Source organism: Pseudonocardia parietis, assembly GCF_017876315.1.
GTDB lineage: Bacteria > Actinomycetota > Actinomycetes > Mycobacteriales > Pseudonocardiaceae > Pseudonocardia > Pseudonocardia parietis.
In genome coordinates, this window is sequence record NZ_JAGINU010000001.1 from 108,362 (window position 1) to 129,586 (window position 21,225).

Here is a 21,225-nt window from a genome sequence, read left to right on the forward strand (position 1 = left end):
GCCGAGCTTGGGCGTCGTCGAACATCAGTTCTATGCTGCGCTGGTGCCGCAGATGTCGCTGTTCTCCGCGGAGGCCCGGCCGGCCGGGCTGACCGACCTGGCCGGGCTGCTCTGCGGGCCCGGGCGGATCGAACGGTTCGGCGCCGGGGACACCGCACGGTTCGCCCTCCCGCTGCCCTTCGACGGCCGCGAGGGCGCCCTCGCCGCGCTCGCCGACGCCCGGGGCGTCACCCTGCGCCCGTGCACGTCGGGGCAGGACGGGCCCGGGATGCGCAGCGCGTTCCGCAAGGACCTCGCACCGCTGGCGCGGACCTGGTGCACGCCGGACGGGCGCAAGCGGGTTCCACCGGACTTCCAGCTCGACGGTGCCGCGCTGCGGCTCTGGGCACTCGCCGCCGGCGTCGGCGACCTGCGCGGCGGGTACCTGCTGCTGCTCGACCCGCACGCACCGTGGACGCACGGCCCGCTCATCGCGGCCGCGACCAGGGCCGGACTGCCCCCGGCCCGCCTCGCGACCGGGGAACACGGAGCCCCCGGACCTGCGTTACGCCTGCACGGAGCGCGCCGGATGCTCCGCCTGGTCGAACTGGTGGGACCTGCACCACGGATGCTGGGCCCGACCGAGTGGCCCTGCCACCACGGCCGACCGGCCGCCTGACCTGGCGAACCCCGCCCCCGGCTACGCTGGCGGCTCGCCCGGCCCCGGTGGCGCAACCCACGGCGCGGGGTGGCGACGGTGTGAGATCGTGCGATCGTCGACCGGAGAACGCCGCGCAGCGCGACGACTCCGGCACGCTCCGGCAGTGACGGAGAGCACGGACGAACACTGCGGAGCCGCAACGGCGCAGGTGTCGCGGGCAGGCGCGACGCGGCCGAGGAGATGAGGTAGGACCACGTGGCAGCAGCGACAACGGGAACGACCGGTTCGGCACGCACGTCGGGGGGCAGCACCCGCAAGCCCACCTCGACGGCGACCGCGTCCGGGCGCCCGGTCCGCCGCCTGGTGATCGTCGAGTCGCCGAGCAAGGCCCGGAAGATCCAGCCCTATCTCGGCGACGACTACGTCGTGCAGTCCTCGGTCGGCCACATCCGTGACCTGCCGCGCGGCGCCGCGGACGTGCCGGCCAAGTACAAGGGCGAGTCGTGGGCCCGGCTCGGTGTCGACGTCGACAACGAGTTCAGCCCGCTCTACATCGTGACGCCGGAGAAGAAGAGCACCGTCTCCGAGCTGCGCGAGGCGCTGAAGTCGGTGGACGAGCTCCTGCTCGCCACCGACCCCGACCGCGAGGGCGAGGCCATCGCCTGGCACCTGCTGGAGACCCTCAAGCCCAAGGTGCCGGTCCGCCGGATGGTGTTCCACGAGATCACCGAGTCGGCGATCCGGGCCGCCGCGGAGAACACCCGCGAGCTCGACCAGCACCTGGTCGACGCCCAGGAGACCCGCCGCATCCTGGACCGGCTCTACGGCTACGAGGTCTCCCCCGTGCTGTGGAAGAAGGTCATGCCGAAGCTGTCGGCCGGCCGCGTCCAGTCGGTGACGACCCGGCTGGTCGTGCAGCGCGAGCGCGACCGCATCGCGTTCCGCTCCGCCGAGTACTGGGACATCGCCGCGACCCTGGACGCCGGTGCCGAGGCGTCACCGCGGACGTTCGGCGCCCGCCTGCTCCAGGTCGACGACAAGCGTGTCGCGACCGGCCGCGACTTCGACTCGCTCGGGCAGCTGAAGAAGGCCTCCGACGTCGTCGTGCTGAACGAGGCCGAGGCCCGCCGCCTCGCCGACGGCCTCGAGGGTCGCGACCTGGCCGTCAACTCGGTCGAGTCGAAGCCCTACACCCGCAAGCCGTACCCGCCGTTCATGACGTCCACGCTGCAGCAGGAGGCGGGCCGCAAGCTGCGGTTCTCCTCCGAGCGCACCATGCGCAGCGCGCAGCGGCTGTACGAGAACGGCTACATCACCTACATGCGGACGGACTCGACCACGCTGTCGGACTCCGCGATCCAGGCCGCCCGGGCGCAGGCCAGGGAGCTGTACGGCGACGCCTACGTCGCCGACAAACCGCGCCAGTACACCCGCAAGGTGAAGAACGCCCAGGAGGCGCACGAGGCGATCCGGCCGGCCGGCGAGTCGTTCCGCACGCCCGGTGACATCGCCCGCGAGGTCGACGGCGACGACTTCCGGCTCTACGAGCTGGTCTGGCAGCGCACGATCGCTTCCCAGATGAACGACGCCCGCGGCACCACCGTCAGCATCAGGATCGGCGGCACCGCCGCCACCGGAGAGAAGGTCGTGTTCGCCTCCTCGGGGCGCACGATCACGTTCCCCGGCTTCCTGAAGGCCTACGTCGAGACCGTCGACGACGGCTCCTCGGCCCAGGCCGACGACGCCGAGTCCCGGCTCCCGGAGCTCACCGAGGGCCAGGCGCTGACCGCCGAGGCGCTGACCCCGGACGGGCACTCGACCAGCCCGCCGTCGCGGTTCACCGAGCCGGCGCTGGTCAAGGTCATGGAGGAGCTGGGGATCGGGCGGCCGTCGACGTACGCGTCGACGATCAAGACGATCCTCGACCGCGGCTACGTCTGGAAGAAGGGCTCCGCGCTCGTCCCCTCGTGGGTGGCGTTCGCCGTCGTCGGGCTGATGGAGCAGCACTTCGGCCAGCTCGTCGACTACGACTTCACCGCCGAGATGGAGGACGACCTGGACTCCATCGCGTCCGGGAACGACTCCCGGGTGCGCTGGCTCAACGGCTTCTACTTCGGCGCCGCCGAGGGCGCGACCGGCGGGTCGGAGATCGCCCGTGCCGGTGGGCTGAAGAAGCTCGTCGGGGCGAACCTCGAGGAGATCGACGCCCGCACGGTGAACTCGATCAAGATGTTCACCGACGCGGAGGACCGCGACGTGGTCGTGCGGGTCGGGCGGTACGGCCCGTACCTGGAGCGGATCGTCGACGGCGCGTCGCAGCGCGCGAACCTGCCGGAGGAGCTGCCGCCGGACGAGCTGTCCGAGGAGGTCGCCGAGAAGCTGTTCTCGGTTCCGCAGGAGGGCCGCAAGCTGGGTACCGACCCGGTGACCGGGCACGAGATCGTCGCGAAGGACGGCCGGTTCGGGCCGTACGTGACCGAGCTGCTGCCCGAGCCCGAGGTGCCCGAGGGCGCCAAGAAGAAGCCGGCCAAGCCGAAGCCGCGGACCGGGTCGCTGTTCAAGACGATGTCGCTGGACACCATCACCCTGGAGGACGCGCTCAAGGTTCTGTCGCTGCCGCGCGTCGTCGGGAAGGACCCCGAGTCCGGTGACGAGATCACCGCGCAGAACGGCCGCTACGGGCCGTACCTGAAGAAGGGCACCGACTCGCGGTCGCTGACCGACGAGGAGCAGCTGTTCACGGTGACCCTCGAGGAGGCGCTGGAGATCTACAAGCAGCCCAAGCAGCGCGGCCGGGGCGCGGCCGCCACGCCGCCGCTGCGCGAGCTGGGCGAGGACCCGTCCACCACCAAGAAGATGGTGATCAAGGACGGCCGGTTCGGACCGTACGTCACCGACGGCGAGACCAACGCCAGCCTGCGCAAGGGCGACTCGGTCGAGGAGATCACCGACGAGCGGGCGTCCGAGCTGCTGGCCGAGCGCCGGGCCAAGGCGCCGGTCAAGAAGAAGCCGACGACCACCCGCCGGACGGCGGCGGCGTCGAAGAGCGGGACGACGACGGCACGCGGCACGGCGAAGAAGACCGGGACGACGACCGCCAAGAAGACCGGTACGACGGCGGCCAAGAAGCCGGCGGCACCGCGGACCCGCAAGTCCCCGACGACCTGACCCGCCAGGCACGAGGGCCCCGTCCAGCATGCGCCGGACGGGGCCCTCGTCGTCTCACGGAGGCCGGTCTCACGGAGTCCGTGGGCACGCAGGAGCTCAGGCCTCCGAGAGCGCCTTCTTGACCGCGGCCGCGACCCGGCCGCCCTCGGCCTGTCCGGCCGCGGCGGCGTTGGCCTTCTTCATGACCTGCCCCATCTGCTTCATGCCCGGCTGCTCGCCGGTCTCGGCCGCCAGCTCGGCGACGGCGGCGCGGGCGAGCTCGGCCACCTGGCCGTCGTCGAGCTGGGTGGGCAGGTAACCGGCCAGCACCTCGCCCTCGGCACGCTCGCGGGCGGCCTGCTCGTCACGACCGGCCCCGGCGAACGCCTCGGCCGACTCGGCACGCCGCTTGGTCTCCTTGGTGATGACGGCGCGCACGTCGTCGTCGGTCAGCACGCGCGGGGTGTCCCCGGCCACCTCGGCATTCCCGATCGCGGTCAGCGCCGAGCGCAGGGTGGTGCGGACCAGCTCGTCCTTGGCCTTCATGGCGGCGGTGAGGTCGGACCGCAGCTGCTCCTTGAGTGTGCTCACGGCTCGTCACGATAGTCCCGCGCCGTAGGCTGGTCCCGTGAGTACCGCCCGCGCCCTCGCCCGCCTCGCCGCAGGCACCGTCGCGGCCGGGGCAGCCGGCCTCGGCTACGCGGCCGGGATCGAGCGGCGGCACTGGACGCTGCGCCGGGTGGAGCTGCCAGTGCTCGACCCGGGTGCGCGGCCGCTGCGGATCCTGCATCTCTCGGACTTCCACCTGACGCCCGCGCAGCGCAGCAAGATGCGCTGGGTCGCCGCGCTGGACGCCCTGGAACCGGACCTCGTGATCAACACGGGCGACAACCTGGCCCACCCGGATGCCGTCCCCGGCGTGCTCACCGCACTGGGCCCCCTGCTGGAGCGCCCGGGTGCGTTCGTGTTCGGCAGCAACGACTACTACGGGCCCACCCCGAAGAACCCGGCGCGCTACCTGCGCCGCGGCAGCGCCCCCCGCAGCTACGGCGCACCGCTGCCGTGGACGGACCTGCGCGCGGCGTTCCGCGAGCACGGCTGGGTCGACGCGACCCACAACCGGCACCTGCTGGAGGTGGACGGCCGCAGCGTCCGGATCGCCGGCGTCGACGACCCGCACCTGCACCGCGACCGGTATCCCCGTATCGCCGGGCACGACCCGGACGCCGACGTCCGCATCGGCCTGACCCACTCCCCCGAGCCACGCGTCCTCGACGGGTTCGCCGCCGACGGCTACGACCTCGTCCTCGCCGGCCACACCCACGGCGGGCAGCTGCGGCTGCCCGGCTACGGCGCGATCGTCACCAACTGCGGCATCGACCGCTCCCGGGCGCGCGGCACGAGCCGGTGGGGCAGCCACACCCGGTTGCACGTGTCCGCGGGGCTGGGCACGTCGCCGTACACACCCGTGCGGTTCGCCTGCCCGCCCGAGGCCTCGCTGCTGACCCTGGTCGCGCGCCCGGCCGGTGCCGACGCCGGACGACCGACCCCCGCGCAGGCCGCCGCGGGCATCGGGTAGAGTTCATAACGGCTCACGGGAGACCGTGGAGGCCACTCGGGGTGTGGCGCAGCTTGGTAGCGCGCTTCGTTCGGGACGAAGAGGTCGCAGGTTCAAATCCTGTCACCCCGACCACACAAGGCCCTGGTCAGAGACTCACATGAGAGTCGGAGACCAGGGCCTTCGTCGTGTCCGGGGCGCCCTGCGGGACGAACCGTCACGACGACGGCACCCGGCGGTCAGATGATTCCGCGCTGACGGGCCACCGACAGGGCAGCGGTGCGGGACTGCACGCCGAGCTTGTTGTAGACGTGGGCGAGGTGGGACTTGACCGTGGCGCGGGAGAGCGACAGTTCGCCGGCGATCGCGTCGTTCGAGCGCCCGTCGCCGACGAGTCGGAGGACGTCGACCTCCCGCAGGGTCAGGGAGGTGTCGGGGCGTCGCAGGCGGGTGAGCAGGCGTTGCTGGATCGACGGCCCGAGGGTGGTCTCACCGGCTGCGGCCGCGCGGATCGCCGCCGTGAGCTCGTCGGTGGGGGCGTCTTTGAGCAGGTAGCCGGTTGCTCCGGCTTCGATGGCGGCGAGGATGTCACCGTCGGTGTCGTAGGTGGTCAGGATCAGGATCGGGGGCCCTTCGGCGGCGACGAGATCGCGGGTGGCGTCGACCCCACCACGTTGGGCGTCGCCGAATCGCAGGTCCAGGAGCACGACGTCGGCATGGCCTCCTGTGGTTATCCAGGAGACGAGTTCGTCGGTCGTGGCGCACTCGCGCACGACGTGCATATCCGGCTCGGTCTCGACGACGGCGCGGATACCCGCGCGCACGATCGGGTGGTCGTCGGTCAGGACGATGTCGATCACTGGTGCTCCGGGACGGGGGCGTCGGTCGGCATGGTCACGGTCAGGACCGTCCCCTCTCCGGGCGCCGATTCGAGGGCGAGTGATCCGCCGAGTTCGCGGGCCCGGGAGCGCATGGTGGGGAGTCCGAATCCGCCGGGGGTCCCGGACGGCGCCGGTGCTGCCGGGTCGAATCCGGCACCGTCGTCGATGACGTCGAGCACGACGTCATCGCGGGTGTAGTCCACGACGATCTCGGCGTGCTCGGCGTCGGCGTGGCGGTCGACGTTCGCCAGCGCGGACTGCGCGATGCGCAGCAGCGCGGTCTCTGCCGGAACCGGGAGCGGGCGCGGCCGGCCTTCGGTACGGACGATGACGTCCAGCTCTCGGGCGCGGTAGCGCTGCGCCACGCGTTCCAGCGCACCGATCAGCGTGGAGCCGTCCAGATCCGGGGGCGCCAGTGCCCGGACGAACCGGCGTGCCTCGTCGAGGCTGTGTCCGGCCAGCACACGAGCCTGCTCGACATGGGTGGCGGCACGCGGCGTGTCGTCCCGGTCGAGTGAGGTTCCGGCCGCGCGCAGCAGCAGCTCGATGCCCGAGAAGCCTTGGGCGAGGGTGTCGTGGATCTCACGGGCGAGGCGTTCGCGCTCATCTCGCACCAGGGTGTCCCGTTCGGCGTCGGCGAGCAGCTCTCGGGCCTGGATGAGTTCGTCGACCGTGGCCTGGCGCTCGGTCGACTCCGTCACCAGGGCCTCGAAACCGAGGATCACACCCACCGCAACGGCGGCCCCCAGGACCGGTCCGAGGACGAACCCGAGTGGTAGCGCCCCCGGCGGTGCGGCGACCGCGACACCGTCCACCACGACGATCGTCGTCGTCAGCACGACGGCGACGAGTCCGCGGTGCGGACCGAGCACATGCATCTGCAGCAGGAACAGTGGGAACGCGAGCCAGAGCGCCGTCGGGCTGACGAGCAGCAGCACGCACCAGAGCACCACCAGGGCCGCGATCCACGCGCTGTCGGGCCACCACGCCCCGCGGGCGGCAGTGATCGGACGCTCGTGAACCCGGACCTTCGCCCGGCCGGCCGAGTAGAGCGCGAGCAGACCTGTCCCGGCGACGAGGGCGGTCACCGCGATCGGTGCCGGACGACCGATCACCCCGGCGACGGCGAGTACCACCAGCCCGGCGAACAACAGGTCGAGCCCGACGGCCAGCGCGCGGATCCAGGACAGCCAACGGTGAGCGCGCACCTGTCCATTGTCGCCGGTGCCGGGCGGGGTCCCATCAGCCGAAAGGTGGAGGTCGCCGACGCCCTCACGGCCCCTCAGATGCGTTCGCCGGATCGATGTGGCGGGTCGTCGACGACGAGAGCCTGGACCCCGTCCCACCGACAAGGAGCCGCACCCACCTGCTCGCTCCTGCTGACCGTCCTCACCATCGCGAAGGAATCCTGATGCTCGTCTCCGCCATTGTCCTGATCACCGCCGCGCTGGTGTTCTACACACTCGGGGTGTGGGCCGAACGCCGCATCGGTTCGCTGCGCTGGTGGCATGTCGGCGCCTTCGGAGCCGGTCTCACGTTCGACATCGCAGGGACCGCGGTCATGGCCCGCATCGCCGCGACACAGCCCCCGCCGCCGCCCGGGCTCAGCGCCGTACTGCAGACGATCATGTCGACCACCGGGCTGATCGCGCTGATCCTCATGGCCGCACACCTGATCTGGGCGATGCTCGTCATGGTTCGGAACCGGCCCGCCGAGCGTGCCCGGTTCCATCGCTACAGCGTTGCGGTATGGGGGATCTGGCTGATCCCCTACTTCTCCGGGATGGCCGCTTCGATGGTCGCCTGAGCGCCCCTCGAGGCGTCGTCGGTGGGTTGGCTGTCGGAGCATTCCCGGAGCGTCCGTCTCACGCAGGGGCGGCGAGCGGCGGATGCTCGAGCACGCGTGGCCTGTACTCGACCATCTGGATGCCGCCGTCGAAGGTGCGGTGCTCGATCATCTCGAGGGCGACGTCCGGGTAGCCGTCGTAGATGCGTTCTGTGCCCGTGGCCCCGGTGATCACCGGGAACATCCCGACGCGGAAGCGGTCGACGAGTCCGGCTTTCAGCAGGGACCGGCACAGGCTGAGGCTGCCGATCGTGCTGAGGAGCCCCGAGCCGTTCTCCTTCATGGCGCGGACCACCTCGACGGCGTCGTCGCGGACGAGCGTGGAGTTGGCCCACGTCAGCGGCTCCTCGAGCGAGGAGGAGAACACCACCTTGGACGCGTGCGTGAGCTCGTCGATGGACGCCTCTTCCTCGGGCCTGAACTCGTCCTGGTCGCTCGGGACCTCGCCGGCGGCGAAACCTGACATCTCGCGGTAGGTGTTCGCTCCCATGAGGTAGGTGACCTCGGGCTGCTCGCCGAGCCATGCGAGGTACTCCGGGCCCTCGAGGCCCCAGAACCCGGGCCAGCCCTCCCCCGATGCGTGGCCGTCCAGGGAGGTGATGAAGTCGACGAGAAGCTCTGACATGGCGGTGTCCTTTCCTGGGGCGTCATGCGCTTGGACCGGCCACGGGCCACGAACTCATCGGGTCCGTTCGGCTGGTTCCGTTCCGGGCCGGTCGTCGGCCACCGCCCGTACCGGGCTACCCCCGCCCGGCTTCCTCCAGCGGTCCCGCGATCCAGCCCTCGACCTCGGCCGGCGACCGCAGCCGCACGACCGTCAGCCGGGGGTGCTCCTGCGCCACGGCCGGGACCGACTCGCGGTACTTGTGGCGGGTCGAGACCGCCCAACGCAGGATGTGCTCGCGGTCCACCAGCACCCGGTGCAGCGGCGGCTCGACGTTGCCGTTCCACAGCGCCTCGCGATTCCGGCTGCGCCGCCAGGTCCGGCGCAGCACCCGCGGGAAGGTCACCGTCCAGAACGACGGGTCGAGCCACACCAGCAGGTCCGCGCGAGCGGCGAGCAGCGGGCGGGCCGCGCCGTACTGCCACTCGGTGGTCCAGGCGTCGGACTCGGCCAGCCGGCGGACGTCGTCGGTGAACGACGGACGCGGCACCCAGCCGGGACCGTGGAAGAGCGCGTCGATCTCGGTGTGCCGAGCGTCCAGAATCGGTGCGATGCGGGCGGCCAAGGTCGTCTTACCCGAGCCCGACACCCCGGCGACGATGGTGCGGCGCGGTCGGCAGGGCAGTGGGTCGTTCCAACGCAGCACGCCGCGATTGTACGGTTATCGTCCTTGACTTATATCGGCACTTCCTTATTCTCGTGTCGTGCACGCGTTCGATGTTCTCGGTGATCCCGTCCGACGACGGATCCTCGAGCTGCTGGCCGGCGCCGAGATGTCGGCGGGCGAGGTCGTCCGCGTGGTCGGCGACGAGTTCGGAATCAGCCAACCGGCGGTGTCCCAGCACCTCAAGGTGCTCCGGGAGTCGGGGTTCGCGGGAGTCCGGGCCGAAGGGGCCCGCCGGGTGTACACGCTGGACCCGACACCACTTCGCAGCGTCGACGAGTGGCTGGATCCGTTCCGGCGGTTCTGGGCGCCGCGCCTGGACGCTCTCGCGACCGAGATCGCCCGCGGCAAGAAGGCACGACGAGACAGCGACGCACCGACACCGACCCACGAGTAGGAGCAGCCCGTGCCCCAGCCACCCGAGCAGATCATCGCCGCACAACCGGACGAGGTGCGCCGCGACCTCACCGTCGACCGCGACGAGAAGAAGCAGCACGCGGTTCAGACCATCAGCCAGTCCTATCCGACCACGGTGGACGATCTCTGGGAGGCCTGCACCCGGGCCGACCGGCTCGAGCGCTGGTTCGCACCGGTGAGCGGGGACCTGCGGCTGGGAGGCCGCTACCAGGTCGAGGGCAACGCCTCCGGCGAGGTGGTGGCCTGCGAGCCACCGCAGTCGTTCACCGTGACGTGGGAGTTCGCCGGGGACTCCAGCCGGCTGACCGTGCACCTCACCCCGGAGGGCGACCAGGCCCGTCTCACTCTCGAGCACGAGTACACCGGCGACGTCGACTCGGAGTTCTGGACGCAGTTCGGGCCGGGCGCGACAGGGGTGGGCTGGGACCTCGCCCTGCTGGGCCTGGCGCTGTACCTGGTTACCGGGGAGGGCCGTCCGGACGATCCTGATGCCTTCGCCGGGACCGCACCCGCCCAGCAGTTCATCCGTGTTGTGAGCGGGCGCTGGGGCGAGGCATCGGTACATGCGGGAACACCGGAGGACGCCGCCACCGCGGCCGCGAACCGCACCACCGCCTTCTACCTGGGCGAGGAGTCCGTATGACGTGCCGAGACGCAGGAGGCTGAGGTGACCGACACGACGGCCGCCGAGGTGATGGCCGAACTCGCCGCGCTCGAGAACCCGAAGATCCGTGAGGTGAACGAGAGGCACGGTGACGATCACGGCGTGAACCTCGGCAAGCTGCGCGCGCTCGCGAAGCGGCTGAAGACCCAGCAGGAGCTCGCGCGCCGGCTCTGGGACACGGAGGACACCGCGGCGAGGCTGCTGGCGATCCTGGTCTGCCGCCCGAAGGCTTTCGAGCGTGCCGAGCTGGACGCCATGCTCCGCGCGGCGCACGTCCCGAAGGTGCACGACTGGCTCGTGAACTATGTCGTGAAGAAGAACCCGCACGCCGAGGAGCTGCGCCTGGCCTGGTCCGCTGATCCGGATCCGGTGGTCGCCGGCGCCGGCTGGGCGTTGACCACCGAACGCGTGACGAAGAAGCCCGAGGGCCTCGACCTCGCAGCCCTGCTCGACGTCATCGAGGCGGAGATGAAGGACGCCCCGGATCGCCTGCAGTGGGCGATGAATACGTGCCTCAGCCACATCGGCATCGAGCACGCCGAGCACCGCACCCGCGCGATCGACATCGGTGAGCGCCTGCAGGTGCTCGAGGACTACCCGACGTCCCCGGGCTGCACGTCTCCCTTCGCGCCGACCTGGATCGCCGAGATGGTGCGCCGAGGAGCTCAGCGCGGCTCGTGAACGACCCCGGTACGCCACGCGAAGACGGCCGCCTGGGTCCGGTCCTCCACCTGCAGCTTGGCGAGGACGTTGCTCACGTGCCCCTTGACCGTCTTCTCGCTGACCACGAGCTCGGCGGCGATCTGGGCGTTGTTCGCGCCCTGCGCGATGATCCGGAGCACCTCCAGCTCCCGCTCGGTCAGGTCGGCGATCGACGGCTCGGTCGCCTCGTGCCGCAACCGGCGGACGACGTGTCCCGCGACGCGCGGGTGCAGCACCGCCTCCCCGATCGCGGCCCGGCGCACCACATCGGCCAGCTCGGTCCCGTCCACGTCCTTCAGCACGTAGGACAGCGCTCCCGCCCGCAGGGCCGGGATCACCCAGTTCCGGTCGTCGAACGAGGTGAGCACCACGACCTGGGTCCGCGGGCTGACCTGCCTGATGCGCCGGGTGGTGGTGACGCCGTCACCGTCGCCCATGATCAGGTCGACCAGTGCCACATCCGGGGTCACCCCGGCCGCGAGCGCGACCCCCGTCGTCTCCCCGTCCGCCTCACCGACGACGTCGATGTCGTCCCGGGTCGAGAGGAACGCCCGCACGCCCTCGCGGACGACCTCGTGGTCGTCGATGAGGATCACCGTCACCGAGTCACCCATGTTCGTCTCCGTCGTGGGGGATGCGGGCGCGGACCGTGGTGCCGCCGCCCTGGGTCGTGTGCACGTCCAGCCACCCACCGAGCGCGGCGACGCGTTCCTCCATCGAGGACACGCCCACGCCCGTGCGGGCCCGCCCCGGGTCGTAGCCGCGGCCGTCGTCGCGGATCGTCAGGGCGACGCCGTCGGCGGTTTCCGCCAGCGCGACCCGCACCTGCTGGGCGTCCGCGTGCCGGGCGACGTTGGACAGTGCCTCCTGCGTGACCCGCAGCAGGGCGTCCTCGGTCCGCCCGGACACGCACACCTCGTCGACCTCGATCCGGACCGCGGTCCCGGTCTGCCCGCACCAGGAGTCGGTCAGCCGCCGCAGCGCGACGGCGAGCCCGTCGTCGAGATCCTCGGACCGCAACTCGTGGATCACGATGTTGAGCTCGGCGCCTGCCCGGCGGGCCGCCTGCTCGGCACGGTCCAGCGCCTCGGCGGCCCGGTCGGGTCGCTCCGTGAGCAGCGCCCGGGCCGCGCCGAGCTGCATGGTCGCGGCGAACACCTGCTGCTTGACGCTGTCGTGCAGGTCGCGCCCGAGCCGCCGCCGTTCCTCACCGACGGCGGCCCGGCGCAACCGGGCCTGGGCGAGCTGCAGCTCGGCCAGGGCGTCGGCCCGCTCGGCGATGCTGCGGGAGAGCGCGACGAGCGCGTACCCGACCATCCCGCACAGCGGGTAGACCCCGAGGTTGAACGCGGCGACGAACAATCCCTCCACGCCCTGCCGCCACACGGCCGTGGACGCGGACACGATCCAGAACACCGCGATCCAGACGGAGCCCGCACGCGGACCGAGGAACAGCACGCTGCGGATGCTCAGCAGCACCAGCAGGAACCCGAAGGCGTCCTGGAGCCGGGACGGCAGCAGCAACAGCGCGGCGACCAGCACGGTCTGCAGCCCCAGGAGCACCTCCGGGCGCCAGGCCATCGTCCCGCTCCAGCGGCCGAGGACGTCGAGCACCCCGTAGCCCGCGCAGAGCACCCCGGCGACGATCATGGCCCCGGGCTCCTGGAGTCCGAGGATCCCGAGTACGGACATCACCACGACGCCGGCCCACGAGCTGGTGTCCAGGGCGAGCGCGATCCGCCGGTCGAACCGGGGCGGCGGAGCCGTCCGTCCGGCTCGTCCCCCGCCGGCCGTGGTCCGCGGGCCGGGCGCGTCGTCGGACGCCACAGGTCGGATGCTATCTGCGCCGGCGCACGACCACCGCGACCGCGACCAGTCCGATCAGGACGAGTACGCAGCCGTAGGCGAAGGCATCGCCGATCGTCGCGTAGACCGTCCGGACGCCCACGGTCGGGACCTCCGCGGACATCACCTGCTGGTCGGTGCGGTAGTAGTCCGCACTCGCCAGCGTCCGGCCGTGCGCGTCGAAGGTGGCGGCGGTGCCGTAGGCGTCCTGGCGCACCACCGCGTACCCGTACTCGACGGCCCGGATCGCCGCCTTCTCGGTGTGCAGCCGGTCGAAGCCCTCCCAGTCGGCCGAGGGCAGCAGCACGACGTCGGCGTCGACACCCGCGGTGTCACCGAAGTCGAGGTCGTAGCAGATCATCGCGGCGAGGCGGCCGAACTCGGTCGGCAGCACCGGTGGCGGCAGCGTGCCCGGCCGGATGTCCTCCAGCCCCGCCACCGGGTGCACCTTGTCGTAGGTCACCCGGTGCAGGCCGTCCGGACCGACCACGGCCAGGAGGTTGCGCCCGTGCGGCGGCTCCTCGGTGAACACCCCCGCCGTCACCAGCAGATACGCGTCGTGCTCGGCGGCGATCGTGCCGGCGTCCCGGATCAGCTCCGGGAGATCGGTCTCGTGCACCAGGGTGGCGGCCTCGGACCAGAGCACGATCCGCGCCCCGGCGGCCGCCTCGCGCCGGGAGCTCTCCAGCATCCCCTCGGTCACCGGGGCCATCACCCGGCGGACCGTCGCGGGATCGCGGGCCGCCTCCTCCCAGGACGGCATCTGGTCGGTCACCGACTCCTGTGCGCGTGGCGGCGTGACACCGGCGACCCGGACCGTCTCCCCGCCGGGCGGCATCGCCAGCACCACGGCACCGGCGGCCATCACGACCGCCGTCACGCCGGCGACGATCCCGACCGGCCGCAGCGATCCCGGTCGCTGCCACAGCTCGCACGCCGCCGAGCCGAACCAGGCCATGAGGAAGCTGATCCCGAAGGCCCCGGTGACCGACGCGAGCTGCAGGAGCGCGAGGTTGTCGTGCTGCGAGGCGGCCAGCGACCCGAACACCGTGCCGAACGGGCTGACGGTCAGCAGTACCAGCTCCGCGGCGACCCGTGCGCTGGGGAAGACCAGGCTCGCCACCACCGGGTGCGCGCCCCGCAGCGGGACCGCGACCAGCCGGTCGGCGACGAACGGGAGCACCAGGATCAGGTTGAGCAGCGCGCACCCGACGAGCGCCGCCCAGGGGATCTCGTCGGTGGGGAGCTGGATGCCGACCACCCACACGACGCCCGCCACCGCGTGGATCGCCGCCAACGCCAGCGCCCCCGTCCACACGGACGCCTGCCGGGCGTAGCGCAGCAGCGGGATCGCGAACAACCAGCCGGCCAGGCCGATGCCGGGGTTCCCGTGCTGGCTGAGCACGAGCAGTACGGCGCCCGCCGCCAGCAGGAACAGGCTGTTCGGGGCGGACGTCGCGCGCGCCCGCCGTCGTTGGGTCGATGGTGCTCCGGACATGTGTCCCCCCGTGGTCGAGTCCGCAACGGACGCTAGGACGGGGGGCGCTGCGGGACACGGGTCTGCGGTCTCGAACCGCCCCGGTCCGTGGACGGGGGTCCCGGACAGGCCGGCGTCACGCCTCCACGCGACGCAGGAATGCCGCGACGAGCCGACCGACCTCATCCGGCCGCTCGGCGAACAGGCCGTGGGCGGCGCCCTCGACCCGGTGCACCTCGACGTCCGGGATCAGCCGGGCCCGGTCGGCGACCCGCCCGACGTCGTGAACCGGGCTGCGGGCGCCCAGCGCGACCAGCACCGGCATCGTCATCGCGCGCAGCCGGTCGTCGGCGAGCCGCTCCGGTGGTGGCACCGCCCTGCTCCGGTGCTCGGTCAACGCGGAGATCAGCAGACCGCGCAGCGGTTCGGGGACCTCGTCCCCACCCCGGCACCAGCGCAGGAACGCATCGGCACGACCCCGTGAGCCGGTGACCAGCACCGTGACGACCCGCCACCAGAAGGCGGCGCGCACCGGCGCCAGCGAGCGGGCGGGCTCGAGGGCCACCACCGACACGACCCGCTCCGGCAGCCGCGTCGCGCACGAGAGGACGAGCGACGCGCCGGCGGACAGCCCGACCAGGTGCACGCGCTCCACCCCGGCCCCGGCGAGCACCTCCGCCAGCCACCGGGCGCGGGCGGCGGCGTCGGCGACCGGGGCGGTCTGCTCGCTCGCTCCGGCCTCGCCGAGCACGTCGATCGCAAGGATCGGATGCCCGGCCAGCGCCGGCAGCAACGGCGACCAGGTCGCGGCATTGGCGCTGCCGCCGGCGAGCAGGACGACCGGCGCGCCGGCACCGGTTCCGGCGCGGACGACCCCCGTCGGCCCGAACGAGGTGGCGATCTCGACCCGCTCGTGCGGCGGCCACCGCTGTGCGAGCACCTCGGCGTAGCGGTGGGCGAACCGCTCTCGTGCCGCGTCGTCGACGAACCCGCTCAGCTTCACGGCTGCTACATTACAAATGTAATGGTGAAGCGACAAGATCCGGACACGAGGCGCGCCACGATCGCGGACGCCGTCGGGCGCACCATCGCGCACGGGGCGGGCGGCTTCCCCGGCATGCGCGAGATCGCGGCCGAGGCCGGCGTGACGACCGGCGCCCTCCAGCACCATTTCCGCACGAAGGACGAGATGTTGCTGTTCGCGCTCGAGCACCACGGCCGGCGCTGGGCCGACCGGCTACACGCCCGGGCGGACCGACCGGGCCCACCGGCCCCGCCCCGGCGGGTGCTGGAGGCCGTCGTCGAGGAGCTGCTCCCACTCGACGACGAGCGCACCGCAGAGGCGGCCGTGGCGATCGCGTTCACCCTTCGCGCCGCGACCCGACCGGCTCTCGCGGAGCACTACCGCCGACAGCGGGCCTTCCTGCACGAACTCGTCGCCGCCCAGTTCGCCCGGGCGGCCGTGACGAGCCCCGCCGCGGCAGCCGACCTGCTCCTCCACGCCCTCGACGGGATGCGGACGGACTGCCTCGTCCTGGGCCCGGGCTCCGTCTCCGTCGAGGCACTGCTCGACCGGCTGCTCCCCCCGGCCGCCGCCGAGCAGTGAGGATCCCGTCCACCGTGCCGGAACACGCCTCCTGCGTCTTTCGATGGCACCCGGGACCTTCGATCCTTCGCATCTCGTGCCGGCACCCCGCCGGATCCGAGACTTCCTCCCATGACGATCTCGAATCGAGCCCCTCAGCGGACCGGACCCACTACGCCCGTGCGGGACGGGGGCGGGGGCGTGCTCGGAGTGGTCCGGCGCTATCCGCTGATCAGCTTCTTCGTGCTCGCCAACGTCATGAGCTGGCTCGCCTGGATCCCCTACATCCTGTCGCAGAACGGCCTCGGGATCTGGGCCTACCGGTTCCCCGACATCCTGGGCACGAGCCAGCTGCTCGGGGTGCTGCCCGGGGCCTACCTCGGCCCGATCGCGTCGGCGCTGTTCATCACCGCCGTCGCGGACGGGCGCGCCGGGCTGCGGCGCTGGGTCGGACGGATGTGGCGCTGGCGGGTCCGCTGGCACTGGTACGCGATCGCCCTGCTCGGCGTCCCCGCGGCCATGCTGGCCACCGGCTACGCGTTCTCCGGCGGGCAGGTGAGCGCCCCGTCGATGATGGCGGTCGCCGCCTACGTCCCGGGGCTGATCCTGCAGATGGTCACGACCGGCCTCGCCGAGGAGCCCGGCTGGCGTGACTTCGCGCTGCCCCGCCTGCAGAACCGGTTCGGTCCGCTGGCCGCCTCGATGGTGCTGGGACCGATCTGGGCCCTCTGGCACATGCCGCTGTTCCTCACCGAGTGGGGCGGCTTCCCGGACGCGGACTGGACCCGCCCGGTGTCCTTCGCCGTGTTCTGCATCGCGTTCAACTTCGTCATGAGCTGGGTGTTCAACCGCACCGGGGAGAGCCTGCCGCTGTCGATGCTCGCGCACGTCAGCGTGAACAACTTCGCCTCGATCATCTGGTCGGAGATGTTCCCGACGATCGACGAGAACCTCGCGTCACACGCCATGGCGACCGGCGCGGTCGTCGCCGCCGTGCTGGTCCTGGTCGGAACCCGCGGACGGCTCGGATATCCGGGGCCCCGTGCCGCATGACCACCGTCCCCGGGTCCGGGCCTCAGGCGCCCGGACCGGGGACGGTGACGATGTGGTTCTGGTAGGCCCAGACGACCGCCTGCAGCCGGGACTGCACGCCGAGCTTGGGCAGCATCCGCGCCAGGTGGGACTTCACCGTCGACACCTCGACGACCAGGGTGCGGGCGATCTCGTCGTTGGACATGCCCTGGGAGAGCAGCATCAGGATCTCGTGCTCGCGCGGCGTGAGCAGGTCCTCGGCGCGCCGGGCCACCACCGGCTGCAGGCCGCGACGGTGCACGAACTCCTGCATGATCCGGCGGGTGAGCGTCTGGTCGATGGTGCCCTGACCGGCCGCGACCTGGCGGACGGCGTGCACGATGGCCTCCGGCGCCGCGTCCTTGAGCAGGAACCCCGACGCCCCGGCCTCCAGTGCCCCGAAGACGTAGTCGTCGAGGTCGAAGGTCGTCAGCACGAGGACCGGCACCTGCGGGACGGCATCCGGTGCGCAGAGCTCGCGCGCCACCTCGATGCCGCTGCGGCCGGGCATCCGGATGTCGAGGCAGGCGACATCGGGCACCAGGTCCCGGGCCATCGTCAGCGCCTCGTCCCCGTCACGGGCCACGCCGACGACCTCGATGTCGGCCTCGGAGCCCAGCAACGCCGACAGGCCGGCGCGGACCAGGTGCTGGTCGTCGGCGATGAGCACGCGGATCATGCGGTGTCCTCCGTGAGCGGCGCGGGCGCGCGCGTCCTACTGATCGTGTCGTCGACCGGGAGGGTCAGGCGGACCTCCCAGCCCCCGTCGGGGGTGGCGCCGTAGGTGAGGTCGGCGCCGACCAGCTGCGCGCGCTCGGCCATGCCGATCAGCCCGAACCCGCCGCCGGGACCCGGGTCGGGTCCGGTGGATGCCCCGTTGCGCACGGTGATCGTGAGCCGGCGATCGTGCAGGTCGTCGATCTCGACCGCGCACCGCGCACCCGGGGCGTGCGCCGCGGCGTTGGCCAGGGACTCCTGGACCATCCGGTAGGCGACGAGGTGGGCGAGCGGGCCCACGCCCGCACCCGGTCCGGTGTCACCCTCCGGCACGACGAGGTCGATCTCGGCTCCCGCGGCCCGGCGGGTGTCGACGAGCGCGGCGACGGCGTCGAGGGTCTCCACCGGCCGGGCGGCGTCGGCCTCCTCGCGCAGCAGGCCGACCAGCCGCCGCAGGTCGTCGAGGACGGCGCTGCTCTGCTCACGGATCTGGCGCGCCGAGCCCTTCGCCGTGACGGGATCGGAGTCGATCTGCCGGTCCATCGCCGCGGCCATCAGCGCGATGCCGGACATGTGGTGGGCGGCGATGTCGTGCAGCTCCCGCGACATCGCCACGCGCTGGCGCGACACCGCGGCCTGCAGCAGGGCGTCCTGCTCCCGGCGCAGCGCCCGTACCTCCTGGTACCGGGCGTCGTGGGCGTCGCGCTGCGCGGCGATCACCAGCCCGAGCAACAGCGGAAGCCCGACGACGACGACCGTCTGCAGCAACGCACCGGTCACCGCGATGACGGTGTCCGTTCCGCCGCTCCGGGCCTCGTTGAGGAACTGCCCGGTCGCCAGCAACAGCGCCGTGGCCCCCAGGGCGCCCCACAGCCGGCGCCGGGGCGGCCGGGCGACGACGGCGAGGAACACCCCGGTCAGCTGGGCGACGACGGTCAGGCTGAACGCCACACCCGGCGCGGCCCACACCAGTACGAACGGGAGAGCTGCCAGCCCCGGCAGCGCCGTCGCGGGGAACCTGCCCACCCAGGCGACCACCAGCGCCTGCAGCACCAGCACCGCGGCGACCGTCCACCATCCGGCGTCGGCCGGGCTCGGCACGGGGCCGAGTGTCGGGTCCGCGGCCGCGGCGGACGGCAGGAGGAACAGCAGGCCGATCGCGACCAGCCCGCACACGGTCGCGGGTACCGGGTGGAGCGGGGCGGACCGGTGTGGTGGCTGCGTGGGCACGGTCCTCCGCGATGCTGTTCGTCGGTCGTCGCCGAGCGACTCGTCCCGACATCATCCGGTACGGCGCCGCACCGCCGGCCACCGCCCGCTCCGCCTCCATCGAAAGATGTCGGCCGGGAGGTGCCTACCTCCGAACGATGTGTCCCGGCAGCACCTCGACCAGACTGGACCACATCGGACGACCACGGGGCACCGTCCCCCACGACGAGAGGCACCTTCGATGAGCAGCACTCCCACCACCACCGGTACGCACCACGACACCCCGGCGCGCGGGGTCCCGCGCCGCCTCCTGTGGGTACTCCTGGCCGCCGCCGTCGTCGCCAACGGCATCTGCTCGCTGGCGGGGCTGCCGTTCGTCGGGTCGGCGTTCGGCGTCCTCGCGCTCGTGGCCGGTGGGTTGCTGGTGCGCGACCACTACCGGCGTCGTGCCCGGACGGAGGTCGGTCACGCGCCGTCGGGGCGCCCGGCCGCCTGATCCCGGGTGTCGTCGTGCCTGCGGCGAGCTGCGGCCGGTCGATCTCCGGGCGGCTACGGTCGGCGCGGTGCTTCCCGTCCCGCCCCGGCTCACACCGAAGCAGCGCACCTTCCTCGACGCCTGGCTACCCGGCGCCGAGTTCGTGCGCGACCGCTCCTGGGGCCTGATCGGCACGACCGTGCTCCAGCTGCGGTGCGCCGGGCAGGACCTCATCGTCAAGGCCGGCGACGACGCCGACACCCACATCGCCCGCGAGCTACGCGCCCACCGCGAGTGGCTCGGTCCGCTGCACGGGCGCGTACCCGAGCTCGTGCACGCCGACGACGAGGCGAAGGTGCTGGTCACGCGCTACCTGCCGGGTGTCCTCGTCGAACGCGATCCGGCCGAGAACCACCCGGACACCTACTGGCAAGCGGGGCGGCTGCTCGCCCGGCTGCACGGCCAGTACGCAGCCGTCGACGACCGCTACGAGGCCCGCATGCGCGACCGCGCGTGGAAGCACCTGGCCGGACCGCACAGCATCGACCCGGACACCGAGGCGCGGCTGCGTGCCGAGATCGTGTCCTGGCCGGACGGACCCGCGTGACCGGCACACCTGGCGCCGGGAACGTCTCCGCGAGGCGATCGGCACCGCGGTCTGGGCGTACCAGGTCGGGGACGAACGGTTTGAGCGCCACGGCCACCGGATGGTCGCCGAGGCGCTCGACCCCCCGGACTGACCCTCAGCCCGGCGCCGGACCCTCCGTCGCCGTTCGCCGCGCACGTCTTCGGCTACGGCGACGAGGAGCGGGCCCGCACCCGGGCGGCGTTGCTGAGCCGGTGAGCGGGCCGCCCGGTAGCGGCGCACCCGTCCCGACGGGTCCGACCGCATCAGACGCTGAACACGCGCGCCCCGGCAGGGGTCACGCCTCGCCCGGGACGCGCCCGTCCAGCCGCAGCGGCGCACCGCCGTTGTGGCGCTCCGCGACAGCGTCCGGCCCCTTGGAGATCAGCTGCGCGAGGTTCGCCGCGTGCCCGTGCCCCAGGCCGTACTCCGCCTTGAGCCAGGCGACGATCTCGCCGACCTTCGCCGTGGTGAGGCAGCGCTCCTGCGCCAGGTCGAGGAACGCCCGCGGGGTGATGCCGGTCCGCGCCTCTGCGTTGTCGAGGTAGGTCTGAAATCCGCTCATACCGATATGGACCGGACCCGGGTCCGGATCTGACCGGTCCATTCGGAAAGATCGCTGTGATGCCACTCACCTCGACCCGGTCCGCCCTGCTGGAGAGCGGGCTACCCGGCGCCGACCTCGTGCACGACCACAGCTGGGACCTACTCGGCACTACAGCCCATACCAGTACATGCCGTCAGGGCAGTCGGCCGCCTGATCCCGGGGAGGTCGTCGTGCCTGCCCCGATCAGGAAGCGACCTCCTCGACCTTCGCTCCGTCGGCGGCCTTCTGCACCGACTCGCACCCCTTGTGCGCGGCCGACCTGCTCTCGTAGGCCTCACCGGATGCGACGACCTGTCCGTTGCTCGCCTTCAGGCGGAACCGGAACTTTCCGGCCCGATCTTCGTAGACCTCGAACTTGCCTGCCACGGGAACCTCCACAGTGCTCGTTGAGCGTGATCATCGGCTGATGATCTGGAGGCGGGTACCCAGCG

At 72.2% G+C, this 21,225-nt stretch carries 24 protein-coding genes and 1 tRNA gene; 12 read left to right on the forward strand and 13 right to left on the reverse strand.

What is annotated here, in order from left to right:
- The first annotated feature begins 52 nt into the window (after nucleotides 1-52).
- Together JOF36_RS00525 and topA are read left to right on the forward strand one after the other, a co-directional pair.
- Nucleotides 53-658, forward strand: coding sequence for a hypothetical protein (locus tag JOF36_RS00525; protein WP_245351107.1), 606 nt, complete (start codon nucleotides 53-55; stop codon nucleotides 656-658).
- Between the two features lie 237 nt (nucleotides 659-895).
- Nucleotides 896-3,808 (forward strand): type I DNA topoisomerase, encoded by a 2,913-nt coding sequence (topA, locus tag JOF36_RS00530; protein WP_372447352.1) that lies wholly within the window; start codon nucleotides 896-898, stop codon nucleotides 3,806-3,808.
- A 96-nt stretch (nucleotides 3,809-3,904) separates the two neighbouring features.
- Here the strand turns inward: topA and JOF36_RS00535 are convergent, their stop codons facing one another.
- Nucleotides 3,905-4,378, reverse strand: a complete 474-nt coding sequence (locus JOF36_RS00535; protein ID WP_210024473.1) for a GatB/YqeY domain-containing protein — start codon at nucleotides 4,376-4,378, stop codon at nucleotides 3,905-3,907.
- A gap of 37 nt (nucleotides 4,379-4,415) precedes the next feature.
- Between JOF36_RS00535 and JOF36_RS00540 the strand changes: the two genes are divergently transcribed.
- Both JOF36_RS00540 and JOF36_RS00545 read left to right on the forward strand, forming a co-directional pair.
- A complete protein-coding gene (locus tag JOF36_RS00540) occupies nucleotides 4,416-5,366 on the forward strand; it encodes a metallophosphoesterase (protein WP_210024474.1) in 951 nt (316 codons plus the stop codon).
- 37 nt (nucleotides 5,367-5,403) lie between these two features.
- A tRNA-Pro gene (locus tag JOF36_RS00545) sits at nucleotides 5,404-5,480 on the forward strand.
- Nucleotides 5,481-5,584: 104 nt separating this feature from the next.
- Here JOF36_RS00545 and JOF36_RS00550 read toward each other — a convergent pair.
- The gene (locus JOF36_RS00550) at nucleotides 5,585-6,205 is read right to left on the reverse strand and encodes a response regulator (RefSeq protein ID WP_210024475.1); all 621 of its coding nucleotides are present in this window, start codon (nucleotides 6,203-6,205) and stop codon (nucleotides 5,585-5,587) included.
- Nucleotides 6,202-7,434 carry a sensor histidine kinase gene (locus JOF36_RS00555; RefSeq protein ID WP_307862150.1) on the reverse strand — a complete coding sequence of 411 codons (1,233 nt, stop codon included), beginning with the start codon at nucleotides 7,432-7,434 and terminating at the stop codon, nucleotides 6,202-6,204. The genes JOF36_RS00550 and JOF36_RS00555 overlap by 4 nt, the downstream gene beginning before the upstream one ends.
- Before the next feature lie 203 nt (nucleotides 7,435-7,637).
- Here JOF36_RS00555 and JOF36_RS00560 point away from each other — a divergent pair, with 203 nt between their 5' ends.
- Nucleotides 7,638-8,033 carry an HsmA family protein gene (locus tag JOF36_RS00560; RefSeq protein WP_210024476.1) on the forward strand — a complete coding sequence of 132 codons (396 nt, stop codon included), beginning with the start codon at nucleotides 7,638-7,640 and terminating at the stop codon, nucleotides 8,031-8,033.
- Between the two features lie 58 nt (nucleotides 8,034-8,091).
- On the opposite strand, the gene JOF36_RS00565 is transcribed toward JOF36_RS00560, so the two are convergent.
- Together JOF36_RS00565 and JOF36_RS00570 are read right to left on the reverse strand one after the other, a co-directional pair.
- Nucleotides 8,092-8,697, reverse strand: a complete 606-nt coding sequence (locus JOF36_RS00565) for a dihydrofolate reductase family protein (protein WP_210024477.1) — start codon at nucleotides 8,695-8,697, stop codon at nucleotides 8,092-8,094.
- Nucleotides 8,698-8,812: 115 nt separating this feature from the next.
- Nucleotides 8,813-9,382, reverse strand: coding sequence for a P-loop NTPase family protein (locus JOF36_RS00570; RefSeq protein ID WP_307862151.1), 570 nt, complete (start codon nucleotides 9,380-9,382; stop codon nucleotides 8,813-8,815).
- 58 nt (nucleotides 9,383-9,440) lie between these two features.
- Between JOF36_RS00570 and JOF36_RS00575 the strand changes: the two genes are divergently transcribed.
- The 3 genes from JOF36_RS00575 to JOF36_RS00585 are packed head-to-tail and all read left to right on the forward strand — an operon-like array spanning nucleotide 9,441 to nucleotide 11,162.
- On the forward strand, nucleotides 9,441-9,797 hold the full coding sequence (locus JOF36_RS00575) for an ArsR/SmtB family transcription factor (protein WP_210024478.1): 357 nt from the start codon (nucleotides 9,441-9,443) through the stop codon (nucleotides 9,795-9,797).
- Nucleotides 9,798-9,806: 9 nt separating this feature from the next.
- A complete protein-coding gene (locus JOF36_RS00580; protein WP_307862152.1) occupies nucleotides 9,807-10,460 on the forward strand; it encodes an SRPBCC family protein in 654 nt (217 codons plus the stop codon).
- Nucleotides 10,461-10,484: 24 nt separating this feature from the next.
- Nucleotides 10,485-11,162 carry a DNA alkylation repair protein gene (locus tag JOF36_RS00585; protein WP_210024479.1) on the forward strand — a complete coding sequence of 226 codons (678 nt, stop codon included), beginning with the start codon at nucleotides 10,485-10,487 and terminating at the stop codon, nucleotides 11,160-11,162.
- On the opposite strand, the gene JOF36_RS00590 is transcribed toward JOF36_RS00585, so the two are convergent.
- The 4 genes from JOF36_RS00590 to JOF36_RS00605 form a co-directional block, all read right to left on the reverse strand.
- The gene (locus JOF36_RS00590) at nucleotides 11,147-11,797 is read right to left on the reverse strand and encodes a response regulator (RefSeq protein WP_210024480.1); all 651 of its coding nucleotides are present in this window, start codon (nucleotides 11,795-11,797) and stop codon (nucleotides 11,147-11,149) included. The genes JOF36_RS00585 and JOF36_RS00590 overlap by 16 nt on opposite strands.
- The gene (locus JOF36_RS40630; protein ID WP_210024481.1) at nucleotides 11,790-13,010 is read right to left on the reverse strand and encodes a sensor histidine kinase; all 1,221 of its coding nucleotides are present in this window, start codon (nucleotides 13,008-13,010) and stop codon (nucleotides 11,790-11,792) included. The genes JOF36_RS00590 and JOF36_RS40630 overlap by 8 nt, the downstream gene beginning before the upstream one ends.
- Nucleotides 13,011-13,020: 10 nt before the next feature.
- Nucleotides 13,021-14,526 carry a nitrilase-related carbon-nitrogen hydrolase gene (locus tag JOF36_RS00600; RefSeq protein WP_210024482.1) on the reverse strand — a complete coding sequence of 502 codons (1,506 nt, stop codon included), beginning with the start codon at nucleotides 14,524-14,526 and terminating at the stop codon, nucleotides 13,021-13,023.
- Nucleotides 14,527-14,641: 115 nt separating this feature from the next.
- The gene (locus tag JOF36_RS00605) at nucleotides 14,642-15,508 is read right to left on the reverse strand and encodes an alpha/beta fold hydrolase (protein ID WP_210024483.1); all 867 of its coding nucleotides are present in this window, start codon (nucleotides 15,506-15,508) and stop codon (nucleotides 14,642-14,644) included.
- Between the two features lie 24 nt (nucleotides 15,509-15,532).
- On the opposite strand from JOF36_RS00605, the gene JOF36_RS00610 reads away from it, so the two are divergent.
- Both JOF36_RS00610 and JOF36_RS00615 read left to right on the forward strand, forming a co-directional pair.
- Nucleotides 15,533-16,111: a TetR/AcrR family transcriptional regulator gene (locus tag JOF36_RS00610; protein WP_210024484.1), complete on the forward strand. Its 579-nt coding sequence runs from the start codon at nucleotides 15,533-15,535 to the stop codon at nucleotides 16,109-16,111.
- Between the two features lie 111 nt (nucleotides 16,112-16,222).
- Nucleotides 16,223-17,143 (forward strand): type II CAAX endopeptidase family protein, encoded by a 921-nt coding sequence (locus JOF36_RS00615; protein WP_210024485.1) that lies wholly within the window; start codon nucleotides 16,223-16,225, stop codon nucleotides 17,141-17,143.
- A 22-nt stretch (nucleotides 17,144-17,165) separates the two neighbouring features.
- Here the strand turns inward: JOF36_RS00615 and JOF36_RS00620 are convergent, their stop codons facing one another.
- Together JOF36_RS00620 and JOF36_RS40635 are read right to left on the reverse strand one after the other, a co-directional pair.
- On the reverse strand, nucleotides 17,166-17,840 hold the full coding sequence (locus JOF36_RS00620; RefSeq protein ID WP_210024486.1) for a response regulator: 675 nt from the start codon (nucleotides 17,838-17,840) through the stop codon (nucleotides 17,166-17,168).
- Complete coding sequence (locus tag JOF36_RS40635; protein ID WP_210024487.1) at nucleotides 17,837-19,108, reverse strand: sensor histidine kinase; 1,272 nt, start codon at nucleotides 19,106-19,108, stop codon at nucleotides 17,837-17,839. Before JOF36_RS40635 ends, JOF36_RS00620 begins: the two co-directional genes overlap by 4 nt.
- Nucleotides 19,109-19,328: 220 nt before the next feature.
- On the opposite strand from JOF36_RS40635, the gene JOF36_RS00630 reads away from it, so the two are divergent.
- Together JOF36_RS00630 and JOF36_RS00635 are read left to right on the forward strand one after the other, a co-directional pair.
- Nucleotides 19,329-19,583: a hypothetical protein gene (locus JOF36_RS00630; RefSeq protein WP_210024488.1), complete on the forward strand. Its 255-nt coding sequence runs from the start codon at nucleotides 19,329-19,331 to the stop codon at nucleotides 19,581-19,583.
- A 67-nt stretch (nucleotides 19,584-19,650) separates the two neighbouring features.
- Nucleotides 19,651-20,169, forward strand: a complete 519-nt coding sequence (locus JOF36_RS00635; RefSeq protein ID WP_210024489.1) for an aminoglycoside phosphotransferase/kinase family protein — start codon at nucleotides 19,651-19,653, stop codon at nucleotides 20,167-20,169.
- A gap of 316 nt (nucleotides 20,170-20,485) precedes the next feature.
- Here the strand turns inward: JOF36_RS00635 and JOF36_RS00640 are convergent, their stop codons facing one another.
- Complete coding sequence (locus JOF36_RS00640) at nucleotides 20,486-20,752, reverse strand: DUF4287 domain-containing protein (protein WP_210024490.1); 267 nt, start codon at nucleotides 20,750-20,752, stop codon at nucleotides 20,486-20,488.
- Nucleotides 20,753-20,977: 225 nt separating this feature from the next.
- Nucleotides 20,978-21,160, reverse strand: a complete 183-nt coding sequence (locus JOF36_RS00645; RefSeq protein ID WP_210024491.1) for a YegP family protein — start codon at nucleotides 21,158-21,160, stop codon at nucleotides 20,978-20,980.
- Nucleotides 21,161-21,225: the final 65 nt, after the last annotated feature.